Below are 17,976 nucleotides of genomic sequence, written 5' to 3'. Positions count from 1 at the left end.
TCCTAGATCTTCTCGATCGGGGCGTGGCGCAGGATCAGCCACATCACCTGATCCCCGAAGTCGATCTGGGCACGGGCCCCCGGGCCCTGACCCTCGACGGTGACGACCCGGCCCAGGCCGTACCTCTGGTGGTTGACCCGGTCGCCGGGCTCGACCTTCGGCGCCTGCTTGAGCTCGCTGGCGGTGGCCAGCTTGCTGCCGTCGATGCCCAGCCGCTCGGCGATGCGCTGCGCCTTCGGCGTGCCGCCGGCGAAGCCGCCACCCCGCTGGCGGTCGCCGCCGCCGCGGCCGCCGACCCCGCCGCCGGTGCCGGACCACGACGTGTACGACCCGCCGGTCCGGTCCCAGCGCACCAGTTCGCCCGGCAGCTCGTCGGTGAACCGCGACGGCGGGTTGTACTGCGGCTGGCCCCACGCCGACCGGGTCACCGCCCGGGACAGGTAGAGGCGCTGCCGGGCGCGGGTGATCCCCACGTACGCCAGGCGGCGCTCCTCTTCCAGCTCGGCGTTGTCCGACATGGCCCGCATGTGCGGGAAGACGCCGTCCTCCAAGCCGGTCAGGAACACCACCGGGAACTCCAGGCCCTTCGCGGTGTGCAGGGTCATCAGCGTGACCACGCCCTGGTGCTCCGGGTCGTCGGAGGGGATCTGGTCGGCGTCCGCGACCAGCGCCACCTGCTCCAGGAACCCGGCCAGGGTGGCCGTCTCGTCCTCCTGGGACTCGACCCGCTCGGTGTACTCCCGGGCGACGCTGACCAGCTCCTGCAGGTTCTCCACCCGGCCCTGGTCCTGCGGGTCGAGACTCTCCTCCAGCTCGCTGAGCAGGCCGGAACGCTGCAGCACCCCCTCCAGCACCTCCTCCGGCGGTGCGGTCAGCGACAGCTCCCGCAGGTCGTCGAGGAGCCGCACGAAGTCGGCGATGCTGTTCGCCGCGCGGGTGGAGATGCCTGGCGCGTTCCGCGCGTTCCGCAGCGCTTGGCCGAACGAGATCCGGTCCCGGTTGGCGAGCGCCTCGACGCAGGCTTCGGCGCGGTCCCCGATCCCGCGTTTCGGCGTGTTCAGCACGCGGCGGACGCTGACCGTGTCGTCCTCGTTCACGATCGCGCGCAGGTAGGCCAGCGCGTCGCGCACCTCCTTGCGCTCGTAGAAGCGCACCCCGCCGACCACCTTGTAGGGCAGGCCGACGCGGATGAACACCTCCTCGAACACCCGGGACTGGTTGTTGGTGCGGTAGAAGACGGCCACGTCACCGGGCCGCACCTGGTGCCGGTCGGCGAGCCGGTCGATCTCCCGGGCCACCCAGTCCGCCTCGGCGTGCTCGGTGTCGGCGACATATCCGACGATCTGCTCACCGGCGCCCTGGTCGCTCCAGAGCCGCTTGGGCTTGCGCGAGGTGTTCCTGTCGATCACCGCGTTGGCCGCGGTGAGGATGGTCTGGGTGGAGCGGTAGTTCTGCTCCAGCAGGATCGTGCGCGCGGCCGGGTAGTCGCGCTCGAACTCCAGGATGTTGCGGATCGTCGCGCCGCGGAACGCGTAGATCGACTGGTCGGCGTCGCCGACCACGCACAGTTCGGACGGATCCTCGGTGCCCACCAGCTCCCGGATCAGCGTGTACTGCGCGTGGTTGGTGTCCTGGTACTCGTCGACCAGCACGTGCCGGAACCGCCGGCGGTAGGCCTCGGCGACCAGCGGATGCGACTGGAACAGGTGCACCGTCGCCATGATGATGTCGTCGAAGTCCAGCGCGTGCGCCTCGCGCAGGCGGCGTTGGTACAGCTCGTACGCCTCGGCGACGGCCCGCTCGTTCGGCCCCTTCGCCCGCTGCTTGAACTCTTCCGGGTCGACCAGCTCGTTCTTCAGGTTCGACACCTGGGCGGCCAGGCCCCGCGCGGTGTACCGCTTCGGGTCCAGATCCAGCTCGCGGGCGACCAGCTGCATCAGCCGGCGCGAGTCGTCAGCGTCGTAGATGGAGAACGTGCTTTTCAGCCCGGCGTGCTCGTGCTCGGCCCGCAGGATCCGGACACAGGCGGAGTGGAACGTCGACACCCACATCAGCCGGGCGCGCGGGCCGACCAGCTGGGCCACCCGCTCCTTCATCTCGCCGGCCGCCTTGTTGGTGAACGTGATCGCGATGATCTCGCCCGGGTGCACGTCCCGCGCGGCCAGCAGATACGCGATCCGGTGGGTCAGCACCCGGGTCTTGCCCGAGCCTGCTCCGGCCACGATCAGCAGCGGCCCGCCGGCATGCGTCACGGCGTCCCGCTGCGGGCCGTTCAGCCCCTCGAGCAGCGACTCGGGGTCGGTCCCGCGCGACGGCCGGGGCGCGACCGGGCGAACCGGCGGCGGCGCGGCCGTGGGGAGCGCGAACAGGGCGTTGTCGGAAGGTTCTGAAGAAGGTCGCATCGCGGGAGCCAGTGTATGCCGGCCCTCCGACACGACATCGCACCGTGGCGGCGTGGACATCGGCGCCCGGCAATGCACTTGTCACCTCGAAGTGCTGGCGCCGGACCGGCCGATCGGCGAGTCTGATCTCGTTGCCTGATCATCCACACCAGATTCGGGGATCGAAGATCATGACCTCTCCGCTCCGGCGGCGCATCGGCCTGCCAGCCGTCGCGCTGGCCGTCGCCGGCACCCTTTCCGCGCTGCCCGCCGCCCCGCCCGCGGCAGCCGCCGAATTCGCCCCGGTCACCGCCTCCTACGGCGCGCCGCACGGCGCCCCGGTGGTCACGGGCCAGATACTGAGCTACAACGACTTCCACGGCGCCATCGACCCGCCGGTCGGCAGCGGCGCCGTGGTCAACGCCGGCGGCACGAGCACCCCGGCCGGCGGCGTCGAGTACCTGGCGACCTACCTGAAGAGGCTGCGCGCCGAGGCGGACAGGGCTGGCCGGAACACCATCACCGCCGGCGCCGGCGACCTGATCGGCGCGTCGCCGCTGGTCAGCGCCGCCTTCCACGACGAGCCGACGATCGAGCTGATGAACACCATCGGCCTGCAGGTCAGCTCGGTCGGCAACCACGAGTTCGACGAGGGCGTGGACGAGCTGATCCGCCTGCAGCGCGGCGGCTGTCACCCGGTCGACGGCTGCCAGGACGGCGACGGCTTCCGGGGTGCCCGGTTCAGCTACCTCGCGGCCAACACCATCGACAACAAGACCGGGCGGCCGGTCCTGCCGCCCGTCGAGATCAAGTACGTCAAGGGCGTGCCGGTCGGCTTCATCGGCCTGACCCTGGAGGGCACGGCCGGCATCGTGAACCCGGCCGGCATCAGGAACGTGCACTTCACCGACGAGATCGTGACCGCGAACAAGTGGAGCGACATCCTCCGGCGGCTCGGGGTCAAGGCGCAGGTGCTGCTGCTGCACGAGGGCGGCTCGCAGGGCGCGGCCACGCCCACCCCCGGCGTCTCGGACTGCGTGAACTTCTCCGGCCCGGTCGTCGACATCGTCAAGGGCCTGAACCCGGAGATCGGCCTCGTGGTGTCCGGGCACACGCACCGGTTCTACTCGTGCACGCTGCCGGACCGGACGGGACAGCCGACGGTGGTCACCAGCGCCGGCACCAACGGCCAGCTGGTGACCGACATCGATTACTCGCTGGACAAGCGCACCGGCCGGTTCACCGAGATCACCGCGAAGAACGTGATCGTCGAGAACGGGGTCCCGGACGGCAACGGCGGCTGGAAGAAGGACGCCGCCGGCGTCTTTTTGAAGAACCCGGACACCGTCGACCAGGCCGCGAAGAAGGTGGCCGACAAGTACCGCACCGCCGTCGCCCCGATCGCGAACCGGCTGGTCGGCAGCATCTCCGGGGACATCGCGCGGACCCCCGCCGCATCCGGCGAGAGCCCGCTCGGCGACGTGATCGCGGACGCCCAGCTGGCCTACACCAGGTCCGCCGGCGCCCAGCTGGCCCTGATGAACCCGGGCGGCATCCGCGCCGACCTGGACGCCGACCAGTCCTCCGGCGGCGAGGCCTACGGGCAGGTCACCTACGGCGAGGCGTTCACCGTCCAGCCGTTCAACAACCTGGTGGTCACCCAGACCCTCACCGGCGCCCAGCTCAAGAACGTGCTGGAGCAGCAGTTCGCCGGCTACGGCGGCCAGACCTCCACCAAGATCCTCCAGGTTTCCACGGGCCTGACCTACACCTGGAGCGCGTCGGCCGCGCCCGGCTCCCGGATCACCGCCCTGTCGCTGAACGGCACGCCGATCGACCCCGCCGCGAACTACCTGGTCACCACCAACGACTTCCTGGCCAACGGCGGCGACGGCTTCAGCGCCCTGGCCCAGGGCACGGGACGGGTCACCGCGCCGGGCTTCGACATCGACGCCCTGACCGCCTACCTCGGCACCGGCACCATCCAGCCGGGCCGCGCCGACCGCATCACCACGATCCCCTGACCGGGCGGCGGCCCGGCCACCTCCCGGCCGGGCCGCCACGCCTTGCGGCGCGCCGCCTGACCGCTTCCGATCCTTTGCCGGGGCCGCTGGCGGTCCGGGCGGGCGTTATCCTCCCGCTTTCCGGTCCCCCGGTAGGACCAGGCAAAACACTCGGCCGTACGCCCTGAGCACCGCCCCACCACAATCGCGTCCCATCGTTCGGGCGGTTTCCTTGCGGCCCGGTCCAGGCGAGAGGCATACTCGGCTGCGTGATCCAGCAGGCGCGATTTTTTTACTACGGCACCGAAGTCCGGCAGCCGTAGGTCGCCCTTGAACGACAGACCTACAACAAGCCCCGGGCTTCCACAGCCCGGGGCTTGTTGCTTCCCGGGCCCGCCTGTCCGGGGCGATGAGCACCCGAGGAGCACGACATGACCGCCGACGTGATGGCCCAGTCCACCGACGCCGACTCCCCCACCGCCCAGCCCGCCCGGCACAGCACCGCCCAGGCGCCCGCCGCCCGCCAGACACCCGGCGCGAGCGAACCGGCCGGCGGAAGCCCGCTCCCCGGCGCAACCCGACCGACGAGCGGAAGGCCGCTCCCCAGCGCGGGCCAACCGGCCAGCTCAGGCCCGGACACCACGGCTGACCCGGCCGTCACCGGCGATTCGGCGGCCGGAACAGGCCAGGTCACCGGCGTCGGCCCGGCCGCCGGGGCGATCCTCGCCGCCGGCTCCGGCCAGGCGACCGGCATGGCCTCCGCCGCGGGAAGCCCGGCCGGCAGCGCGGCGGACGAGTACACCGGCGCGGCCAAGCCCTTGGCGGCCGGCGAGATCCGCGCCATGCGGGAGCGGATCGACGAGATCGACCAGGCCATCATCGACCTCTGGCAGGAACGGTCCCGCCTCTCCCAGGCAGTGGGCAAGACCCGCATGGCCTCCGGCGGCACCCGCCTGGTCCTGGCCCGCGAACGCGAGATCGTCGACCGTTTCCGCGCGGCCCTCGGCCCCGACGGCACCCAGGTGGCCCTGCTCCTCCTCCGCTCCGGCCGCGGCCCCCTGTAGCGCCGTCACCCCAGCCACCAGAAGCGGCCTCCACCCGCCGGACGCACGCCCCAGCGCCGGCCGGAGAGCGTGAGCCGGCCACCAGAGGTCGCTCGGCACGCGGGGGCGTGGATGGCCGGGGCGGCTTCGAGCCTGCTGTTTCGGGTACGGGACGGCGAAGGCCGGACCGGAATGAACCGGCCCGGCCTTCGCTGTGCGTGGGTCAGCGACCGCGCACCACGTCGCGGATCTCCGCGAAGTGGCACGCGCTCGGGTGCGGGGAACGCTCGCGGATCTGCAGCAGCGGCTCCTGCTGGGCGCAGGCCTCCTGAGCCTTCCAGCACCGGGTGCGGAAGCGGCACCCCGACGGCGGGTTGGCCGGCGACGGGACGTCGCCCTCCAGGACGATCTGGTCGCGGAGCCCGCGCAGGCGCGGGTCCGGGACCGGAACGGCGGAGAGCAGCGCCTGCGTGTACGGGTGCGTCGGCTGCTCGTAGATCGCCTGGTCGTGACCCGTCTCGATGACCTTGCCGAGGTACATGACGGCGACCCGGTCCGAGATGTGCCGCACGACCGAGAGGTCGTGCGCGATGAAGATGTACGACAGGCCGAACTCGTCCTGCAGGCGTTCCAGCAGATTGATCACCTGGGCCTGGATGGACACGTCGAGCGCCGACACCGGCTCGTCGCAGACGATGATCTCGGGCTTGAGCGCGAGCGCGCGGGCGATGCCGATGCGCTGGCGCTGGCCGCCGGAGAACTGGTGCGGGTAGCGGTTGATGTGGTCGGGGTTGAGGCCGACCGTGTCCAGCAGATCCTGCACCGCGCGCTGACGGCCGCCCTTCGGGACCACCTCGGGGTGGATCTCGAACGGTTCGCCGATGATGTCACCGACCGTCATGCGCGGGTTCAGCGAGGTGTACGGGTCCTGCAGCACCATCTGGATGTTGCGGCGGGCCCGGCGCAGGGCCGCGCCCTTCAGCTTGACCATGTCCTCGCCGCGCACGTTGATCGAGCCGGCGGTCGGCGTCTCCAGGCCGACCAGCAGCTTGGCCAGCGTGGACTTGCCGCAGCCGGACTCGCCGACGACGCCGAGCGTCTCACCGCGCCGCAGCTGGATGTCGACACCGTCGACCGCCCGGACCGCGCCGACCTTGCTCTTGAAGACGATGCCCTGGGTGATCGGGAAGTGCTTGACCAGACCCTTGGTCTCGAGGACGACGTCACTCACCGAGAACCTCCCGGAAGAAGTGGCAGCGGGCCGTGCGGTGCGGCTGGACCGAGACCTGGTACGCCGGGGGCGGCGGGTCCTGGCGGCACGCGTCCCGCGCGTAGGCGCAGCGCGGGTTGAAGGCACAGCCCTTCGGGATGTCGGTCAGCGCCGGCGGCAGGCCGCGGATGACGCTGAGCTGCTGGCCCTTCATGTCGAGCCGGGGGATCGACTCGAGAAGAGCGCGGGTGTACGGGTGGGCCGGGCGCGCGTAGATGTCGTAGACCGGCGCCTCCTCGACGACCTTGCCGGCGTACATCACGGAGATCCGGTCGGCCACGTCGGCGACCACCCCCATGTCGTGCGTGATCAGGATCAGCCCCATGTTGCGCTGCCGCTGCAGGTCCGCGAGCAGGCCCATGATCTGCGCCTGCACGGTGACGTCGAGCGCCGTGGTGGGCTCGTCGGCGATCAGCACCTCGGGGTCGAGCGCCAGCGCCATCGCGATCATGACGCGCTGCCGCATGCCGCCCGAGAACTGGTGCGGGTAGTCGTTGACCCGGACCTTGGCGGCCGGGATCTTGACCTGGTCGAGCAGGTCGATCGCCCGCTTCCTGGCGTCCGCACGGGACATTCCGCGGTGTTTGCGGAACAGCTCGCCGAGCTGGAAACCGACCGTGTAGACCGGGTTCAGCGCGGAGAGCGCGTCCTGGAAGATCATCGCGATCTTGTTGGCCCGGACCTTGCGCCGCTGGTCCTCCGGCAGCTTCAGCAGGTCGACACCGCGGTAGCGGATCTGACCCTGCGTCACGTAGCCGGGCGGGGTGTCGAGGATGCCCATGATCGCCTGCGCGGTCACCGACTTGCCGCAGCCGGACTCACCGAGGATCGCCAGCGTCTCGCCCGGGGAGAGCCAGAAGTTGGCGCCGTTGACGGCTTTGGCCACACCGTACCCGGTGCGGAACTCGACGTGCAGATCGTTGACTTCGAGCAGGGGAGCGCGCGCGTCGACGCCGGGTAGGACGTCCATCTGCGCCTTGATATCAGTCACAGGGTCACCGCAACTTCGGGTCGAAGGCGTCGCGGACGGCGTCGCCGAGCATGATGAAGGCGAGCACCGTCGCGCCGAGGAAGATCGCCGGCCAGACCAGCGGCCACGGCTCGGTACGCGCGAACTGTGTGCCGTCGGCGATCATGATGCCCCAGCTGATGGCGCCGTTCTTGAGACCGACGCCGAGGAACGACAGAGTCGCCTCGCTGGCGATGTTGATGCCGAGGAGCAGGGTCAGCAGCACGATGAACGATGCGATGGAGTTCGGCAGGATGTGCCGGAAGATCAGCCGGGCCGGGGGGGATCCCAGCATCCGGGCGGCCGCGACGTAGTCCTGGTTCTTCGCCGAGATCACCGCGGAGCGCATCACCCGGGCGCCGGTCGTCCAGCTGAGCAGGCCGAGGGTCAGGGTCACGGCGAAGATGCCGTTGCTCTTCGGGTCGGACGAGAGCCGGTTCGAGAGCACGATGCCGGCCAGCAGGAACGGCACGCCCAGCATGATGTCGATGAACCGGGACAGGATCGCGTCCACCAAGCCGCCGAAGTAGCCGGCGGACAGGCCGAAGATCAGGCCGATGACGCCGGCCAGCAGCGTGGCGAGCACACCGACGGTGATCGAGTTCCGGGCGCCGTAGATGACCTTCGCGTAGATGTCGCAGCCCTGGTAGTCGAAGCCGAACAGGGCTCCGCCGGTCGCGCCCTTGTACTGGTTGGCCAGCGCGCAGGCCCCGGGGTCGGCCGACGTGAACAGCGTCGGCCAGGCCGCCATCACCAGCACGACCGCGACCAGCACGACCGCGATCCAGAAGATCTTCCGCTTGCGCAGATCGGCCCACGCGTCGCCGGCCAGGCTGCGAGGCTTGTCCTTCTTGACCGGGCCGTGGGGGACGTTCGGCTGACCGCCGGGCGCCTCGGCCGCGGTCACGGTGTTCAGGTCACTCATAGCGGATCCTGGGGTCGAGGGCGGCGTAGAGAAGGTCGACGAGCAGGTTGATGAACAGGAACAGGATCACCAGGATGCTCACGAACCCGACCACGAGCGGACCGTCCTCGGTGCGGATGGCCCTGGCCAGGTTGAAACCGACGCCGGGAATGTTGAACACGTGCTCGGTGACGATGGCGCCGGCCATCAGACCGCCCAGGTCGACACCGATCAGCGTGACCACCGGGATCAGCGAGTTGCGCAGCACGTGCACCCAGATGACGCGCATCCGGGTCAGGCCCTTGGCCCGCGCCGTGCGCACGTAGTCGGCGCGGAGGTTCTCCACCACCGAGGTCCTGGTCACGCGCATCTCTGGGGCGATCACGATGCAGGCGAGCACGATGGCGGGCAAAAGCAGTTGCCAGACCGTCGCGTCGCGTGTTGCGGTAGGGGGGAACCAACCCAGCTGGATGCCGAAGATCAACTGGAACAGGGGCGCGATGACCACGATCGGCATGGCCAGCAGCACCAGGGTGATGACCAGCGAGACGTTGTCGAAGAGGCCACCCCGCTTGAGGGCGGAGTAGACGCCGACGGTCACGGAGAAGGTAGCGGCGATGACGATGGCGATGAGTGCCAGGCGGAGGGTCACCGGCCACGCGTCGGCCATCATGTCGACGATCTTGCGGCCGGTCAGCGAGGTACCGAAGTCCCCGGTGAGCAGGCCTTTCATGTAGTACCAGTACTGCATGAAGAAGCCTTCATCCAGGTGGTACCTCTGGGTCAGCGCGATACGCTGACTCTCGGTGACGGGTCGTTCGCCGACGAGGGCCTGGATCGGGTCCTTCTGGTTGGCGAACACCAGCGCGTACAGCAGGAAGGTCGCACCGAAGAAGGTGAGCACCATCTGCAGTAAGCGCCGCACGATGTAGCGGAACATACGGGTTTAGCCTCTTCCGCGGAAGAGCGCCGGCCTCGTGAGCACGGCGACGATGAGGTTTCGGGGGTAACGCAGTGGTGGCGCCACGGTTTCACATTCTCCGTGACGCCACCACCGGTCGAGCGGTCAGATCAGCCGACGACTTCGATCTTGTAGAGATCGACCTTCTGGAACAGGTCGACGTTCACGTTGTTGACCTTGGTCGAGTAACCGAACACGTTCTGGCCGTTACGCAGCGGGATCACCGGCATCTCCTTGGCCAGGATGTCCTCGGCGGCCTGCCACTTGGCGATGGCCTCCTGCGGCGTCTTCGCGACGGAACCCTCCTTGACCAGGTTGTCGAAGGTGGGGTTGCTGTACCCGTAGTAGTTGGAGGAACCGCCGGTGCTGTACAGCGGGCCGAGGTAGTTCTCCATCAGCGGGTAGTCCATCACCCAGCCGAGGCGGATGAGGCCGACCGGCTGCTTCTTCTCGACCTTGCTCAGCAGGTCCGCGAACTTGGGCTCCTCGCCGCCGACGCAGTTGATGCCGAGGGAAGCCTTGATCTGGTTGCACGTCGCGTCCACCCACGCCTTGTGGTTGCCGTCGACGTTGTACGTGATCTTCATTTCCTTCGGACCGTTGGCCGCGGTGTACAGCTCCTTGGCCTTGGTCGGGTTGTACACGCAGTTGTCGCCACAGGTGTTCTCGCGGTAACCCGCGACGACCGGGGAGACGAACGAGGTGGCCGGCGACTGCGAGCCGAGGAAGATCTGGTCGGTGATCTCCTGGCGGTTGATCGCCATCGAGATCGCCTGACGGACCCGGACGTCCGAGAACTCCTTCTGGAACGTCGGGAAGCCGACGAACTGGAAGGTCGAGTTCGGGGACTTCTTGAACCGGTCACCCAGGTCGGCGGACGCCTTGGCCAGGCTCTCGATCGGGATGGTGGTCTGCACGTCGACGTTGCCCGCCACCAGGTCGGCGTACTCCGCCTGCTGGTCCTGGTAGATCTTCCAGGTGATGCCGTCGATCTTCGGGACGGTGCCCTTGAAGTCGGCCACCTTCTCCACGACGATCTGGGCGTCGTGCTCCCACTTGCCCTTCAGCTTGAAGGGGCCGTTGCCGATGATGGCGTCCTCGAAGCCGTCGGCGAGGACGCCATCGGACTTCCAGGCGGCCTTCGGCAGCGGGTAGAACGCGCTGTAGCCCATGACGGACTCCCAGCCGGCGAACGGAGCCGAGAGCGTGATGGTGAAGGTCGTGTCGTCGACCTTCTTCAGCCCCTCGAGAGTCTTCGCCTTGGGCTCGGGAGCCTTCTGCGGGCCCTCCTCGCCGTCCGGGTCCTTCGACTGCAGGTCCGCGAAGCCCTTGATCCGCTCGAAGAAGTACGACGCGCCCTGGCCGTTCGGGCCGTAGGCGCCGTAGTTCCACGCGTTGATGTAGTTGTCCGAGGTGACCGGCTCACCGTTGCTGAACGTGAAGCCGGACTTCAGCTTGACGGTCCAGACGGTGCTGGTGGCGTCGGCGGTGATCGACTCGGCAGCGACCGGAACGGGGTTGTTCTGGGCGTCGAAGTCGACCAGCGGGTAGAACAGCGAAGCCAGGACCTCGGAGCCGTTCGACTCCGTGGAATTCGTCGGGATCAGGTGCTGCGGCTCGCCGATACCGATGACGACGGTATTTGAAGCGGAGGACGAGTCGTCCGACCCGCCGCTGCCGCAACCAGCGGCCAACAAGGCGATGGCGGTCGCGCCGACCGCCATCTTCCATGGGCTTTTCCCAGGCATGGGAGTGCCTCCTTCAGGGGCGCTCACGAGGGGTTGTGTGAGTAGCTGCCACTGTGACACAGAGGCACTGAAACCAAAGAGCGCCGTTATCAAGCCGATATTAGCCGTTTACGTCCGTACGCAAGCCCAAAGATCGTTCTATCGACTGATTCGACGGGCCTGAGCTGCGGGGACTCCCTGCAGTGGCCAAACGTACACCCAGTGCAGCCATTCGTGCGGTCTTTGGCGACGCTCGGTCGATGGCGGCTCAGACGAGACGTCGGTCCGCCGCCCAGCGTGACAACTCGTAACGGTTGCTCATCTGGAGTTTCCGCAGCACATTGGACACGTGCGTTTCGACCGTCTTGATCGAGATGTACAGCTCCTTGGCGATTTCCTTGTACGCATAGCCCCGCGCCAGCAGCCGCAGCACCTCGCGCTCGCGGTTGGTCAGCTGGTCCAGCTCCGGATCGGCCACCGGCACATCCGGCCGGGAGGCGAAGGCGTCCAACACGAAGCCGGCCAGCCGCGGGCTGAACACCGCGTCGCCGTCGGCCACCCGGCGCACCGCGGCGGCCAGCTCGTCCGGCGAGATGGTCTTCGTCACGTAGCCCCGGGCGCCGGCCCGGATCAGGCCGATCACGTCCTCGGCGGCGTCCGAGACGGACAGGGCCAGGAAGCGCACCTGCGGATGGCTGCGCCGGACGGCCTCCAGCACCGCGCGGCCGCCGCCGTCCGGCATGTGCACGTCGAGCAGCACCACGTCGGGCTGGATGGCGCCGATCCGGTTGATCGCCTCGGCCACCGTGCTGGCCTCGCCGACCACCTCGACGTGCCGGCCCAGCTCGGCGCGCACCCCGGCGCGGAACATCGCGTGGTCGTCCACCAGGAAGACGGTCAGCCGGCCGGCCGACTGCGTCACGGGCTCGGTCATCGTGCTGACTCCTTACCGGCGGTCACGCTCTCCCGGGAGACGGGAAGCGTGAGACGCACCTCGGTACCGTTGCCGGTGGCGCTGCGGATCTCCGCGCGCCCGCCGTGGCGCTGCATGCGCCCGATGATCGAACCACGGACCCCGTGCCGGGTGTCGGCGACACCGCTGAGATCGAAGCCGGCGCCGCGGTCCCGGACGAAGACGCTCAGCTCCTCCGGCTCGACCTCGGCGTAGAGCGAGACGGTTTGCACGCCGGCGTGCCGCGCCGCGTTGACCAGGGCCTCGCGGGCCGCCGCGACCAGCGCCGCGACCCGCTCGTCGCACTGGGTGTCGCCGACCACGACGGTCTCGACGCTGATCGCGTAGGTGTCCTCGACCTCGGCGGCGGCCTGCTCCAGGGCCGCGGCGAACCGCTCGGTCGGCGAGGCGGTCGGCTTGTAGAGCCAGTTGCGCAGGCTGCGCTCCTGGCCGCGGGCCAGCCGCTGCACCTCCTTGATGTCCGCCGAGTTGCGCTGGATCAGGGCCAGCGTGTGCAGCACCTGGTCGTGGATCATCGCGGCCACCTCGGCCCGCTCCTGCTCGCGGATCCGGCCCTCCCGCTCGGCGCGCAGCTGGCCGAACGTGCGCCAGGCCAGCGGCGCCACCACCACGCCGACGCCGAGCAGGCCGACCAGCGCGAAGATCATGCCGTTCAGCACCGAGGAGAGCGAGCCGGCCGGCGAGTAGATCGCCACCACGCCGATCACGCCGATCGCGACCAGCACCCCACCGCCGATGAAGCGGAGCATGAACGAGCGCCGGTCGGTCTCGCCGACGATCGCGGCCACCCACCCGGACGGCGCGTTCGGGTCGGTCCACTGTTCCCGCCGGCTCGGATCGGACTGGTGCCAGATCACCCCGGCGCCGACCGCGACCACCGCGATCATCCAGCCCACCGTGGTGGCCACCTGGTCGCCGAAGACCAGCGCCTGCAGCAGCACCACGCCCAGGCCGATCGCCGCGAACGGCACCAGCGCGGCGAAGTCGCGGCGGGCGGGCTGCTCGTCGTTGCGCGCCTCCTGCGGCAGGACCGCCCAATACGCCGCGTAGAGCAGCAGGCCGAGGGCGTTGAACCCGAGCAGGACCACCAGGCCGATGCGCACCGCGAGCACCGGCAGGCCCAGATGGCGCGCCAGCCCGGAGGCGACACCGGCCACGATCCGGTGCTCGCGGGGGCGGTACAGCCGGCGCGGTTGCGGCGGGGCGGCGGTTGCGGTCACCCCCCGATCGTCACACGTGCGGCAAGCCCTGGCCACGGGGATCTCCCCGGGTACCTTGCGGCCCGGATCTCAGGGTGGCCTCAGGGTCGGTTCCTGAGGCGGTTCGGGCCGGGCCGGCCGGAGGATCGATGCATGAACGACGAAGCTGCCGAATCCCGTACCCCGGGTGCCGGTCCGGAGGGCGGGCCGACACCTTCCGCGAACATTCCGCCCTGGCTCTCCGCGGCGCAGGCCGCCTTCGCCCGTCAGCAGCTGATCCGCCCGCGCGAGGGCCGCTACATCGCCGGCGTCTGCGGCGCGCTGGCCCGGCGCACCAACACCGACCCGGTGCTGTGGCGGGTGCTGCTCGCCGTGCTCGGCGTGCTCGGTGGCGCCGGCGTGCTGTTCTACCTCATCGGCTGGCTGGTCATCCCGTCCGAAGGGGACACCGCCTCGCCGGTGGAGTCGCTCCTCGGCAAGGGCCGGTCCGGCATGTCGCCGCTCTCCGTGGTGCTGCTCGGCGCGGCCGCGCTGCTCACCTTCTCGTTCGTGGTCAGCGACGGAGCCCGGGCCAGCATGCTGGCGGCGGCGGTGCTGGTCGGCGCGTTCCTGCTGATCAAGCGAGGTTCACCCGCCGGGGTGTTTCCGCCGCCCGCGGCGCCACCTCCCGGCCCGGCGCCGGCGCGCCCGGCCGACGAGCCGACGGCGGCGTTCGCCGCACAGCCGGCCGCGGCCGCACCGGCCGCTGAACCGGTGTCCCCGCCGGCCCCGCCGCCGTACGAGCCGCCCCGCTGGACCCCGCCGGCCGAGTCCGGGTACCGCCCGCCGTTCGCGCCGCACGGCCCGTTCGCCGGCTCCGGGGCGTACCCTCCGCCCCCGCCGCCGGCCCCCAAGCCGAAACCGCCCAAGCCGCCGAAGGAGCGCTCGATCCTGGGCCGGCTCACCTTCTTCGCGATCATCATGGTGATGGGCGTGCTGGCCGCGCTGGACATGGCCGGGTTGAGCGTGTCGGTCCCGGCGTACTTCGCGGCCGCGCTGGCCACCATCGCGCTGGGTCTGCTGATCGGCGCCTGGTTCGGCCGCGCCCGGGGGCTGATCTTCCTGGCCTTCCTGACCACGGTCGGGCTTCTGATCTCCACCGGTGCCGAGCGGTGGGGCGACGAGTTCCGGGACAGCGTGTACCGTCCGGCCAACCTCGCCGAGGTCGCCGACTCGTACGAGTTCGCCCTCGGCAACGTGACGCTGGACCTGCGCGGCGTGGACTTCGCCGGCGCCGACCAGAGCACCTCTGTCACCATGCGGGTCGGGCAGCTGCGGGTGCTGCTGCCGGACGACGTCGACACCACCGCGGACGTCCGGGTCGGCGGCCGGGCCCTGATCTTCGGCCAGGAGTACAGCGGTTCCACTGCCGATGCGGAGTCGGTCAACGATCTCGGCGCGGACGGCGCCGGCGGTGGCAGGCTGCGGCTCGACCTGCGGCTGGACACCGGAAACCTGGAGGTGATCCGATGAAACCGCACCGGATGGACGCCGTCTCGCTGACCTTCGGCCTGCTCTTCCTGGTGATCGTGGCCTGGTGGGCGGCCTCCCGGGTGTTCACCCTGCACCTGCCCGCGCTGGGCTGGACCGTGGCCGGCGGTCTGATCCTGTTCGGCGTGATCGGGCTTCTCGGGGCGATCAGCTCCGGACGCCGCGACCAGCCCGTCCCTGTCGCGGCCGAGGCCCGGGTGGCGCCCGCCCCGGGCGACCTGCCGCCCGAGGTGCACGCCTCGATCGTCCAGGAGCTGCTGGAGGACCCGGCCGCCCGGTTCGAGAACCAGCATCCCGCCGCCGAGGGCCGGACCGCACCCGAGACCAAGCACGAACCGGAGAAATAACCCGATGCCCCGCCCACGGACCGAGCGCCGCGGGCGGGGCAATATGCTCGCGGAATGACCCAGTTTCCCGCCGTGTCCGCCACACCCGTCCCGGCCGTCGGAACCCGGGCCGCCCGCGCCCTGACCGCCGAATTCGCCCGGCAGAACGCGGCCACCACCGCGCTGCTGGTCGGGGCCGATCACGCATCGACAGTGGTCGCCGCCGTCGTCGAGGCGCTGCTGCCCGGGGACACCCTGACCCTGGTCGCCGGCGAGCACAGCAGCGCCGACCTGCTCCGCGGCCACATCACCGGCCTCGGCAGCTGGGTGGCCGACCGGGTGAAGATCCTTGAGTCGCTGGACGAGGCGCAGCCGGCCGACGTGGTCATCGTCGGTGAGCCACTGACCGGCACCGCCGAGGACACCCGCGGCCTGATCGACAGGCTGGCGAAGTACCTGAACGACGGCGCGGTGCTCAGCCTCGCCGCCCCGGCCGGGCCGGGCCGCACCGCCGGCGCCGCGGCCGAGCTGTTCCGGCAGGGTTCCCTCTTCGGCGTCGGCTCCGACCTGGTGGTCCGCAACCAGCCGCCGCTGCGGGTGCACAAGCTGCGCTTCACCCCGGCCGACGTGGCCAGCGCCGCGACCCTGGCGCCCACGTTCCGCACGTCGAGCGTCCCGCTCACCCGGACCATGCACATCGACTCGAACGGCGTCGCCGCCGCCGGCATCGCGCTCGGCCTGGCCGCGCTCGCCCGCCGCGCCCGCCCGAAGTCCAAGCTGTGGCTGCTCCCGGCGCTGGCCGCGGCGCCGGTCGCGGCGTTCTTCCGCGACCCGGAACGCGACGTGCCCGGCGACCCGTCGGCAGTGGTCGCCGCCGCCGACGGCAAGGTCCTCTCCGTCGAGCGGATGCGCGACGACCGCTTCGGGCCCGGCGAGTTCCTCCGGATCGCTGTCTTCCTGTCCGTTTTCGACGTGCACGTGAACCGCTCCCCGGTGGCCGGCCGGGTCGCCGACTACTTCGTCGAGGAGGGCGGGTTCGCGAACGCGGCCACCGCCGCCGCCGAGCACAACGTCGCGGCGTACACGGTGCTGGACACCGAGCACGGGACGGTCGCGGTGGCGCAGCGGACCGGATTGATCGCGCGGCGCATCGTGCAGCGGGCGCCGGTCGGGACCCTGGTCGCCAAGGGTGAGCGGTTCGGCCTGATCCGCTTCGGCTCGCGCACCGACGTGTACCTGCCGGCGGACAAGGCGGAGGCGCTGGTCGGCGTGGACGAGCGCGTGGTTGGCGGGGCTACCGTCATCGCGCGCTGGATCTGACCGCCTCTGATCAGCCGGTGAGGTCGCCGGGTCCGCTGTGAATCACGGCTGGTCCTCAGGGGTCTCAAGGCCCTTGAGGCACCTCTGGAGGACCAGCCGGAACCTGGAGTCGCGCCGCGGCCGGGAGCGGGCCCGGCCTCGCGCCGAGATGCCACCGGGCCCGCGCGAGAGTTCCGGGACCCGCACGGAAGCGCCACGCCGCCCGCGTGTGCGAGCCAGGCGACTCGTGCGAGCGGGAGCCACGCGACTGCTGGCGCGGGAGAGCCACGCGACTGCTCGCGCCGAAGCGCCACGCGACTCGCGCGGGAGAGCCACGGGCGGGAGCGGAGAGCGCGCCGCACGGACCGCGTTCCCGGGTGGAAACGGAGAAGCCGCCTCCGGAGAGGCGGCCTCTGCGAGAAGAAGGTCAGGCGCGCTTGGCGCGGACCCACAGAATCGGGCCACTGACCAGGTACGTAGCGACGACCAGCACGAACGTCATGCGAGGCTGCAGCAGCGCACCCACCACCGGAAGCAGCCACAGCCACGGCGGCAGCTTGACGATGCGGGCGAGCTTCGCGTACGGGAAGCTGGACACCATCGCGAACGCCAGCAGCGCGACGCCGGCCAGCACGGCCATCCCTGGAAGCGGCAGGCCGATCAGCACGGCCAGGGCGAGAACCGCCGCCGCCATCGTGGTCGGCACGCCGCAGAAGAACCGGCCGTCCTTCGGCGAGACGTTGAAGCGGGCCAGGCGGATCGCGGCGCACCCGGCGACCAGCGCGCAGGCCAGGGCCGCGGCGGACTGGGGCACCTCGTGGACCAGGGAGGCGTAGACCACGACCGGCGCGGCCAGGCCGAACGAGCACATGTCGGCCAGCGAGTCCATCTGCGCCCCGAACGGGCTGGCGACCCCCAGCTTGCGGGCCAGCGCTCCGTCCAGACCGTCGAAGGCGACGCAGGCGACCAGGCAGCCGGCGGCGATCCGCGGCTGTCCCTCCATGGCCAGGAAGATGGCCAGCAGGCCGAGGCCCAGGCTGGACAGCGTGCACGCGTTGACCAGCGCGAAGCTGGCGCGGCGGGCCATCGTGTGCGCGCCGGGCAGCAGCGGGATGGTCCCCGGCACCGACTCCTCGTCGAGGGCGGCCGGCGGGGCGACCGGGGCGGGAACGGCGGGGCTCGAGCCGACCGGCTCCGGCCCGGTGTAGATCACCTCGGCGCGGGTCGCGGTGGCGGCCCGGCCCGTCTCGGAATTCCGGCGACCCACCCGCACCAGCAGAGCTTGCCGGGCGAGACTCCCGCCGCGGCGCAAGCGGCCAGCCCAACGGCGCCCGGCGGGACGCGGACTATC

14 protein-coding genes are annotated in these 17,976 nt (G+C 70.6%); 5 read left to right on the top strand and 9 right to left on the bottom strand.

Features of this window, described 5'->3' with window-relative positions; all coding sequences use genetic code 11:
• Positions 1 to 2: 2 nt before the first annotated feature.
• Positions 3 to 2,402: a DNA helicase PcrA gene (pcrA, locus tag Asi03nite_RS19860; protein WP_203681805.1), complete on the bottom strand. Its 2,400-nt coding sequence runs from the start codon at positions 2,400 to 2,402 to the stop codon at positions 3 to 5.
• A 170-nt stretch (positions 2,403 to 2,572) separates the two neighbouring features.
• Here pcrA and Asi03nite_RS19855 point away from each other — a divergent pair, with 170 nt between their 5' ends.
• Both Asi03nite_RS19855 and Asi03nite_RS19850 read left to right on the top strand, forming a co-directional pair.
• Positions 2,573 to 4,405 carry a bifunctional metallophosphatase/5'-nucleotidase gene (locus tag Asi03nite_RS19855; protein WP_203681803.1) on the top strand — a complete coding sequence of 611 codons (1,833 nt, stop codon included), beginning with the start codon at positions 2,573 to 2,575 and terminating at the stop codon, positions 4,403 to 4,405.
• A 731-nt stretch (positions 4,406 to 5,136) separates the two neighbouring features.
• The gene (locus Asi03nite_RS19850; RefSeq protein ID WP_203681954.1) at positions 5,137 to 5,448 is read left to right on the top strand and encodes a chorismate mutase; all 312 of its coding nucleotides are present in this window, start codon (positions 5,137 to 5,139) and stop codon (positions 5,446 to 5,448) included.
• Positions 5,449 to 5,650: 202 nt separating this feature from the next.
• Here Asi03nite_RS19850 and Asi03nite_RS19845 read toward each other — a convergent pair whose 3' ends face one another.
• From Asi03nite_RS19845 to Asi03nite_RS19815, 7 genes are all read right to left on the bottom strand, one after another.
• Positions 5,651 to 6,658, bottom strand: a complete 1,008-nt coding sequence (locus Asi03nite_RS19845) for an ABC transporter ATP-binding protein (protein ID WP_203681801.1) — start codon at positions 6,656 to 6,658, stop codon at positions 5,651 to 5,653.
• Positions 6,651 to 7,667 carry an ABC transporter ATP-binding protein gene (locus Asi03nite_RS19840; protein WP_203681952.1) on the bottom strand — a complete coding sequence of 339 codons (1,017 nt, stop codon included), beginning with the start codon at positions 7,665 to 7,667 and terminating at the stop codon, positions 6,651 to 6,653. Before Asi03nite_RS19840 ends, Asi03nite_RS19845 begins: the two co-directional genes overlap by 8 nt.
• Positions 7,668 to 7,692: 25 nt before the next feature.
• A complete protein-coding gene (locus Asi03nite_RS19835) occupies positions 7,693 to 8,631 on the bottom strand; it encodes an ABC transporter permease (RefSeq protein WP_203681799.1) in 939 nt (312 codons plus the stop codon).
• Positions 8,624 to 9,550 (bottom strand): ABC transporter permease, encoded by a 927-nt coding sequence (locus tag Asi03nite_RS19830; protein ID WP_203681797.1) that lies wholly within the window; start codon positions 9,548 to 9,550, stop codon positions 8,624 to 8,626. The genes Asi03nite_RS19835 and Asi03nite_RS19830 overlap by 8 nt, the downstream gene beginning before the upstream one ends.
• Positions 9,551 to 9,681: 131 nt before the next feature.
• On the bottom strand, positions 9,682 to 11,319 hold the full coding sequence (locus tag Asi03nite_RS19825; protein ID WP_203681795.1) for a peptide ABC transporter substrate-binding protein: 1,638 nt from the start codon (positions 11,317 to 11,319) through the stop codon (positions 9,682 to 9,684).
• 247 nt (positions 11,320 to 11,566) lie between these two features.
• Positions 11,567 to 12,232 (bottom strand): response regulator, encoded by a 666-nt coding sequence (locus tag Asi03nite_RS19820; protein ID WP_203681793.1) that lies wholly within the window; start codon positions 12,230 to 12,232, stop codon positions 11,567 to 11,569.
• On the bottom strand, positions 12,229 to 13,491 hold the full coding sequence (locus Asi03nite_RS19815) for a PspC domain-containing protein (RefSeq protein ID WP_239102792.1): 1,263 nt from the start codon (positions 13,489 to 13,491) through the stop codon (positions 12,229 to 12,231). The genes Asi03nite_RS19820 and Asi03nite_RS19815 overlap by 4 nt, the downstream gene beginning before the upstream one ends.
• A 132-nt stretch (positions 13,492 to 13,623) precedes the next feature.
• On the opposite strand from Asi03nite_RS19815, the gene Asi03nite_RS19810 reads away from it, so the two are divergent.
• Genes Asi03nite_RS19810 through Asi03nite_RS19800 form a run of 3 tightly spaced genes read left to right on the top strand, consistent with a single transcriptional unit; the run spans position 13,624 to position 16,646 of the window.
• The gene (locus tag Asi03nite_RS19810) at positions 13,624 to 14,982 is read left to right on the top strand and encodes a PspC domain-containing protein (RefSeq protein ID WP_203681791.1); all 1,359 of its coding nucleotides are present in this window, start codon (positions 13,624 to 13,626) and stop codon (positions 14,980 to 14,982) included.
• Positions 14,979 to 15,347, top strand: coding sequence for a hypothetical protein (locus Asi03nite_RS19805; protein WP_203681789.1), 369 nt, complete (start codon positions 14,979 to 14,981; stop codon positions 15,345 to 15,347). Before Asi03nite_RS19810 ends, Asi03nite_RS19805 begins: the two co-directional genes overlap by 4 nt.
• A 54-nt stretch (positions 15,348 to 15,401) precedes the next feature.
• On the top strand, positions 15,402 to 16,646 hold the full coding sequence (locus Asi03nite_RS19800; RefSeq protein WP_203681787.1) for a phosphatidylserine decarboxylase: 1,245 nt from the start codon (positions 15,402 to 15,404) through the stop codon (positions 16,644 to 16,646).
• A 406-nt stretch (positions 16,647 to 17,052) separates the two neighbouring features.
• On the opposite strand, the gene Asi03nite_RS19795 is transcribed toward Asi03nite_RS19800, so the two are convergent.
• Entirely contained in the window at positions 17,053 to 17,937 is an 885-nt protein-coding gene (locus tag Asi03nite_RS19795; RefSeq protein ID WP_203681785.1) for a CDP-alcohol phosphatidyltransferase family protein, read from the bottom strand.
• Positions 17,938 to 17,976 lie beyond the last annotated feature (39 nt).

This window comes from Actinoplanes siamensis, from assembly GCF_016862395.1.
GTDB classification, from domain to species: Bacteria; Actinomycetota; Actinomycetes; order Mycobacteriales; family Micromonosporaceae; genus Actinoplanes; species Actinoplanes siamensis.
The sequence above is the reverse complement of the archived record's forward strand: the minus strand, read 5'-3'. Positions and strand labels throughout refer to the sequence as shown.

Bases quoted from the DNA above. Each gene is read 5' to 3' on its own strand.
- pcrA (WP_203681805.1), bottom strand. From the start codon at position 2,402: ATGCGACCTTCTTCAGAACCTTCCGACAACGCCCTGTTCGCGCTCCCC.
- Asi03nite_RS19855 (WP_203681803.1), top strand. From the start codon at position 2,573: ATGACCTCTCCGCTCCGGCGGCGCATCGGCCTGCCAGCCGTCGCGCTG.
- Asi03nite_RS19850 (WP_203681954.1), top strand. From the start codon at position 5,137: ATGGCCTCCGCCGCGGGAAGCCCGGCCGGCAGCGCGGCGGACGAGTAC.
- Asi03nite_RS19840 (WP_203681952.1), bottom strand. From the start codon at position 7,667: ATGGACGTCCTACCCGGCGTCGACGCGCGCGCTCCCCTGCTCGAAGTC.
- Asi03nite_RS19835 (WP_203681799.1), bottom strand. From the start codon at position 8,631: ATGAGTGACCTGAACACCGTGACCGCGGCCGAGGCGCCCGGCGGTCAG.
- Asi03nite_RS19830 (WP_203681797.1), bottom strand. From the start codon at position 9,550: ATGTTCCGCTACATCGTGCGGCGCTTACTGCAGATGGTGCTCACCTTC.
- Asi03nite_RS19825 (WP_203681795.1), bottom strand. From the start codon at position 11,319: ATGCCTGGGAAAAGCCCATGGAAGATGGCGGTCGGCGCGACCGCCATC.
- Asi03nite_RS19820 (WP_203681793.1), bottom strand. From the start codon at position 12,232: ATGACCGAGCCCGTGACGCAGTCGGCCGGCCGGCTGACCGTCTTCCTG.
- Asi03nite_RS19810 (WP_203681791.1), top strand. From the start codon at position 13,624: ATGAACGACGAAGCTGCCGAATCCCGTACCCCGGGTGCCGGTCCGGAG.
- Asi03nite_RS19805 (WP_203681789.1), top strand. From the start codon at position 14,979: ATGAAACCGCACCGGATGGACGCCGTCTCGCTGACCTTCGGCCTGCTC.
- Asi03nite_RS19800 (WP_203681787.1), top strand. From the start codon at position 15,402: ATGACCCAGTTTCCCGCCGTGTCCGCCACACCCGTCCCGGCCGTCGGA.